The 6,102-nt window shown below is 68.9% G+C and carries 7 protein-coding genes; 4 read left to right on the plus strand and 3 right to left on the minus strand.

From position 1 onward, the window contains the following. Positions 1-419: 419 nt before the first annotated feature. Positions 420-935, minus strand: coding sequence for an NAD(P)-dependent oxidoreductase (locus tag ACVCAH_RS37275; RefSeq protein WP_447140919.1), 516 nt, complete (start codon positions 933-935; stop codon positions 420-422). A 109-nt stretch (positions 936-1,044) separates the two neighbouring features. Then, positions 1,045-1,950, minus strand: coding sequence for an EamA family transporter (locus ACVCAH_RS37280; protein ID WP_447140914.1), 906 nt, complete (start codon positions 1,948-1,950; stop codon positions 1,045-1,047). Between the two features lie 94 nt (positions 1,951-2,044). Between ACVCAH_RS37280 and ACVCAH_RS37285 the strand changes: the two genes are divergently transcribed. Further along, the gene (locus ACVCAH_RS37285) at positions 2,045-2,197 is read left to right on the plus strand and encodes a helix-turn-helix domain-containing protein (protein WP_447140920.1); all 153 of its coding nucleotides are present in this window, start codon (positions 2,045-2,047) and stop codon (positions 2,195-2,197) included. Continuing rightward, positions 2,188-2,931 (plus strand): LysR substrate-binding domain-containing protein, encoded by a 744-nt coding sequence (locus ACVCAH_RS37290; protein ID WP_447140915.1) that lies wholly within the window; start codon positions 2,188-2,190, stop codon positions 2,929-2,931. The genes ACVCAH_RS37285 and ACVCAH_RS37290 overlap by 10 nt, the downstream gene beginning before the upstream one ends. Before the next feature lie 139 nt (positions 2,932-3,070). Here ACVCAH_RS37290 and ACVCAH_RS37295 read toward each other — a convergent pair whose 3' ends face one another. After that, positions 3,071-3,733 (minus strand): Type 1 glutamine amidotransferase-like domain-containing protein, encoded by a 663-nt coding sequence (locus ACVCAH_RS37295; protein WP_447140916.1) that lies wholly within the window; start codon positions 3,731-3,733, stop codon positions 3,071-3,073. Positions 3,734-4,131: 398 nt separating this feature from the next. Here ACVCAH_RS37295 and ACVCAH_RS37300 point away from each other — a divergent pair. Further along, a protein-coding gene (locus ACVCAH_RS37300) for an IS5 family transposase (RefSeq protein ID WP_447140917.1) occupies positions 4,132-4,931 on the plus strand; the annotation gives its coding sequence in 2 pieces (ribosomal slippage) (positions 4,132-4,465 and positions 4,465-4,931; 801 coding nt in all). 212 nt (positions 4,932-5,143) lie between these two features. Further along, positions 5,144-5,788 (plus strand): GNAT family N-acetyltransferase, encoded by a 645-nt coding sequence (locus ACVCAH_RS37305; protein WP_447140918.1) that lies wholly within the window; start codon positions 5,144-5,146, stop codon positions 5,786-5,788. Positions 5,789-6,102 lie beyond the last annotated feature (314 nt).

Below are 6,102 nucleotides of genomic sequence, written 5' to 3' on the forward strand. Positions count from 1 at the left end.
GACGACCTCGTCGGCGAAGGTAGGCGGGTAGGAAGGCATGGGCGAAGCATTCCAGACCGTCGCCCAGGAGCAACTAGCGGAGATCGGCACGAGCGGTCGGCTGACTTGTCGGTCTCGCAGGTGCGGCCCCTGACGCCCGCTCGGCGGCAGATCCGCGCGCCTGAGCATGGGCTGTGTGCTCCCGTAATCGGCCCTGCCGACGGTCCACACCCGCCGATGCCGTACCGACGCTCCGGCACCCGCGACCGCCGGACGATCCGTGATGCGCGGGTGGCGTGGCGATGTTGGGGCCCGGCGTGCTCGGCTGCTGACAAGGACCCGGGTGAGGAGCAGTTGGGCGACGCGTCCGGCGGGAGCCTACGGGCGTCCCGGTTCCAGCAATGCTGGCGGCCAGCCTGCGGCCACACGTGCGCAGGATCTCATCCCACGGTGAAGTGTTTGTCCCCGCCCCGGCTCTCCAGTTCGTCGAGGACGGCGACGGCGAGGTCCTCCGCAGAGATCCGGGACGTACCGTCGGCACCGGTGATGAGCGTTGTGGTGCCCCGTTGGTACGTCCCGGTGCGGGTTCCGGGTTCGAGGATGGCGGGCGGGCTGAGGTAGACCCAGTCGGTGCGGTGTGCCCGGCAGGCGTCGAGTTGCGCGACGCTGGCGGCGGCGATGGTGCGCCAGGCATCCGGCACATACTCGGGGCTGTCGAGGACGAACCGGTCGGGGTACCCGGGGATTCGCAGTGGGGCGGCGCCGCCGACGACGAGGATGCGCGTCCGGGCCGCCTCGGCCGTGTCGAGCAGCGCTGTGGTGGTCGCGGCGACGGTGTGTTCGTATCCGGGAGCGGGACGGATCGCCGCCACGATCGCATCGATGCCGTCAAAGAGCCGGCTCAGCCGCCCGGGATCGTCCGCGTCGCCCGCGACGGCAGTTACGCCGGAAGGCAGAGCCGCCGGTCTCCGCCTCCGGAGACGGCAATCGGCTCGTGTCCCCTGGCCACGGCCTCGTCGACGACACGCGAACCGACCATTCCCGCGGCTCCGACTACGGCGATCTTCATCGGGCTGCCCCTTCCTGTACGAGCTGCGCGCCCGCGCGGCGGGGGCGTGCGGGCGCGGGAAGCTGTCCCGCGACGATTGCGGCTAGTGAGAGCCCGAACCCGAGAAGCTCGATCGGGCCGAGCGTCTGATCGAGCAGGACGGCGCCGAGCAACGCGGCGACCAGCGGCGAGAGCAGACCGAGAACCGCGACGGAGGTCACGGGCAGCGTGGTGACGCCGCGGAACCACAGGACATACGCGGCCAGGCCGCCGACCAGACCCAACCAGAGGTAGCCGAGAGCGGCGGGCGGGTCGACCACTGGTGGCGGCCCCTCGACGAGGAAGGTGACGGGCGCCAGGAAGAGACCGCCCGCGCTGAGCTGCCAGCCGGCGAAGGCCGTGGGACTCACCCCGGCGGGACGTCCCCAGCGCTTGGTGAGCGTCACTCCGAGCGCCATCGTGGCCGCGCCACCGAGGCCGGCCACGATCCCCACGACGTCGAACGCGGCGTCCGGCCCGATCACCACCAGGCCGACGCCCAACACCCCGGTCACGCCCCAGACGGTGCGCCAGACGGAGAGTCCCTGCCGCAGGACCGCCGCGGCCAGGACGGCGACGACGAGCGCGACGAAGAGCAGCGGGAAGAAGAGTCCGATGTTCAGTACGCCGAGCGCGGCCGCTTTTCCCCACCACGCCCCCCTCGGCAGCGTACGGGTGAGCGCCAGCGCCACCAGACCGGCGGGCAACGCGCGCAGGAGTCCCGCGAACAGCGGGTGGCCCGGCGGAAGAAGCTCGGTGGTGACGACGTAGGTGGTGCCCCACGCCAGCGGGGCGAGCGCGGTCAGGGCGGTGCGCGGCAGGTTGCTGGGGAAAGTATTGCCGCCGGCTCCGCCGGGGAGTCTCTCCGCTCCGGAACTTGTCATACCGGAAGTCTCATCGCGTAGCTATCAATGAGTCCAACGCATGTTTGTCATCCCATCGATCTATGGAGAAGATGGATCAATGGAGCTCCAACAGATGCGCTACGTCCTCGCCGTCGCCGAGACGAGCAGTTTCACCCGGGCCGCCGAACGGTGTCTGGTCGTCCAGTCCGCGCTTAGCCACCAGATTGCGCGCCTGGAGAACTCGGCGCGAGGCTCTTCGAGCGGACCAGCCGCCGGGTGCGACTGACCCCGGCGGGTGTGGCGTTCCTCCCCGCCGCCCGCCAGTGCCTGGACGCCGCCGAACGCGCGGCCGCCGAGGTCGCGGCGGCGGTGGGAGAGGTGCGGGGACGACTGACGGTGGGGCTGATCCCCACGGTCGCGGCCGTCGACATCCCGGCCACGCTTCGCACGTTCCGGGAGCGGTACCCGTACGTGCGCGTCGGCCTGCGCGTCGGCGCGAGCGACGAACTCGTGGAGCAGGTCAAGCAGGGCGTCATCGACGTGGCGTTCCTGGGGCTACCGGCAACGGCTCAACCGAAGGGCGTTGACGTGCACGAACTCGCCCGGGACCGGCTCGTCGCCGTGGTCGCCCCGGAACATCCGCTCGCGCAGGAACCGACAGTCGACCTCCACCGGCTCGCTGCCGAGGTCTTCGTCGACTTTCCGGTCGGGAGCGCCGGGCGGGCCCAGACCGATCAGGCATTCTCCGCCGCCGACCTCGCCCGCGACGTCGCGTTCGAGGTGACCGCCGCCGACCTGATGGCCGAGCTCGTCGCCGCGGGCCTCGGCGTCGCCATGCTCCCCTCCGCCTACGTGCCACGGCTCACCGGCGTGACCACCATCGAGGTCGCCGAGGCACCAGCCCGGGTCGAACACCTCGTCTGGAGCCGCCTGGGCCGGACGCCCGCGGTAAATGCTTTTCTCGCTGTTTTGAAGATCCCGATCGGGGCCGCCCCGGAGCGGCAGCGACCCGGCCCGTGAGCCGAGCGCGGCCCGCGGCCTCGCGAAGTCGATCGGCGAGTACGAGATCAGCTACCGAGCGTGATTGTTTCGGTCGGCGAGCACGCGCGCACTGCGGCATGAGCGGGCGCTTCGCCACGTCGATCGCTGTTGGCAGCGGCTATGAGGAGAACAGCTTCCAGTGCCCCTCGGAGACGACCTCGACGGTGCCGTCGGTCACCTTGATGGCCGTCTGGTCGTCGATTGCGTACGCCGGACCCGCGATCTCGGCCGCCCATCTCTCGGCAGCAGCCAGGGTGTTGTCCGGCATGTGACCCAGGTGCGGGAAGATCGAGAAGTCGACGACCCCGAGGGTGCTGTCGCCCCCGTTGGGTGGCGTCCACTCGACGAAGTCCTCACCGATCCGGGGGGTCATCACCATGCTCCCAGCACTCAACCCCACCCAGACAGTGTCCTGCAGCGACGGCAGGAGGTCCGCCAGCCCGGACTGCCGCATCCAGTGGCACAGGTACGTCGCATCGCCGCCGGCCACCAGCAGGACGTCAGCCTCCCGGACCCAGGGAACCCACCGCTGCTCGCCGATGCTGGGCAGCGCTGTCAGCTCGAGGACGCCCAGCGACTTCCAGCCCAGGTCGCACATGGGTAGCGGCGTCTGGCCGGTGATGAAGCGCCAGGCCGAGGCTGGCCCGCACATGGGGTGGCCGTACTGTGCCGTAGGGATGCAGAGGGCCCTTGAGTCGGCGATCGGCTTGCCCAACAGGTCGACCAGCGCATCGCGGATGCTCGGGTTCTTGACGCCCGCGGACGTGAGAAGAAGCCTCACACTTGCCTGCTGTACGTAGCGGTCATGACGCTCTCCTCGAGAGTCGGGAGATCGGGTACATGGGACGACAGACTGGACACCATAGCGAAACTCATCGCCTTTGCGACCCCTCAAGCCCCCGCACGCACATCGGCAGAAGCGGATGTTGCCGTATCCGCGTCTTCGGCCAGAGGTTCACAGTCGGTAGCCAGCGAGTCGGGGACCCGCGTAACCCATCAAGCGGAGTCAACGTGTAACACATCAACCGGAGTACGACAGCCGGCTGCCGGCTGCCGTGGATGTCGTGGATGCCTGGTCTCGCATGATGGTTGACGAAATCACCTCGCCTGATGCTTTAGGGCGCGTCTCATTTGGATGGTCGTTGACCTGCGGCAAGATCTGCTCCCGTGGACGAGTCCATGATCCGAACCTGGGCGCCGGATGATTTCTGGGAGATAGCGGCGCCGTTGATCCCGCCCGCGCCGGTCCGTCGGCAGGGTGGTGGTCGCCGGCGGGTGGATGACCGGGCGGTGCTGGCGGCGATCGTGTACGTGACCCAGGCGGGTTGTTCCTGGTGGAAGCTGCCGGAGGCGTCGTTCGGTGTCACCAGGGCCACCGCGCACCGCAGGTTCACCGAGTGGACCGCGGCCGGGTTCTGGCTGCGGCTGCACGAGGCGACCCTGGACCGGCTCGGCGCCGACCGTCGGATCGACTGGTCGAGAGCGGTGGTCGACTCGATCAGTGTGCGGGCGGAAAAGGGGGTGATCTGACCGGCCCAAACCCGGTCGACCGCGGCAAACCAGGCAGCAAACTCCACGTCATCTGCGACCGGAACGGGCTACCCCTGGCCGTGCTGGCCACCGCCGCGAACGTCCACGACAGCCAACTGCTGCTGCCCATGCTCGACAGCGTCCCGGCGATCCGCACACCCAACGGGCGCCGCCGGTGGCGGCCAGACAAGTTGCACGCCGACAAGGCGTACGACGCCCGCGAGCTGCGCCGCGAGGTCCGGCGGCGGGGGATCAAGGTACGCATCGCCCGTAAGGGCATCGAGTCCTCCACGCGCCTGGGCCGGCACCGCTGGGTCGTGGAAGCCTGCATGTCCTGGCTGATGCGCTACCGGCGCCTCGTCCGCCGCTACGACCGCAAGGGCGATCACTTCGAAGCCTTCGCCACGATCGCCAGCACCCTGATCTGCTACCGCCGCCTCACCAAATGAGACGCGCCCTTACATGATCACATCGCGGTTGCCGATCCGAGGGCCGGCACGGACCAGCCACGATTAAAGCTGCGACACGTACGCTCATGCCGATGAGCGTGCGTTACTCCGCCCAGATTGGTCGCGATATCAAACCTCGGGCGCGCTACAGCGTGCGTGCCGGTGGATATGGTCGAACCCCTACGGGTGGGTGAGACGTGGAGTGGACGGGGATGGTCGAGACGATGGTCGTGGTCGAGAGGGGAGACGAACTCGGCGAAGGGTACCGGCGCCGTATCACCGAGGTCTACGTGCGCAGCTTCGCAGCGGACTTCGTCGCGTTCTCGCGCGACACCGGCAAGTTGGCCGACGCGTTCGAGCACATGCTGCTGCTCGAACGGTTCTACATCGCGCTCGTGGACGGGGAGCCCGCCGGCCTCGCCTCGCTCACCGAGGGCGACCAGACGCTGTTCGCGCCGCGCTGGCCGGAGATCCGGCGTCATCTCGGGCTGGCGCGCGGGCTGCTCGGCTACGTGGTGATCCGGAGATGGTTCATGCGTCCCTCCGACGGCGCCCGGCCCGGGCTCGCCGAGATCGGGTTCGTCGCCACCGAGCCGGCTTATCAGGGTCGCGGCGTCGCGACCGCGTTGCTGCGTCACCTGCTGGCGTTGCCCGGGTATCGCGAGTACGTGCTCGAGGACATCAAGGACACCAACGCACCCGCCCTCGGCCTCTACGCCAAGCTCGGCTTCACGGTGTACAAGCGTCGAAAAGTGCGCTTCGCGCGACGCGCCGGATTCACCGAACTCGTGTCGATGAAGCTCGTGCAGGAGTCCACGTCGCAGCCTACCGCCGACCGATCACCCGGAGCCGTGTGACGGGATACTGAGGTGCTCCCGCTGCCCGAGGTCGAGATCTAAGACCCAACCACCCTGCGTCCGTTCGCTCATGCCGGGAGTTGCGCGGTCGCCGCGATCATGTAAAGCATCATCCGAGGCCACGGTGTCAACCATCACCGGCGCAGGGCACGTGGATGTCGAGCGCCGCAAACCCTGACGCTCCCCGCTCATTTCACCAGCTAGCTTGGCTGCTCGTACCGGAGATCAATCCGATTCCCAAGCTGTTCCTGGGTCCCTTCGGGGCGCCGCGGATGCGGGAAAATCCGGGATGGTCGCCCGCCGACGTCGGTGAC

The organism is Micromonospora sp. LZ34 (assembly GCF_052981855.1).

Bases quoted from the DNA above. Each gene is read 5' to 3' on its own strand.
- ACVCAH_RS37280 (WP_447140914.1), bottom strand. From the start codon at position 1,950: ATGACAAGTTCCGGAGCGGAGAGACTCCCCGGCGGAGCCGGCGGCAAT.
- ACVCAH_RS37285 (WP_447140920.1), top strand. From the start codon at position 2,045: ATGCGCTACGTCCTCGCCGTCGCCGAGACGAGCAGTTTCACCCGGGCC.
- ACVCAH_RS37305 (WP_447140918.1), top strand. From the start codon at position 5,144: ATGGTCGAGACGATGGTCGTGGTCGAGAGGGGAGACGAACTCGGCGAA.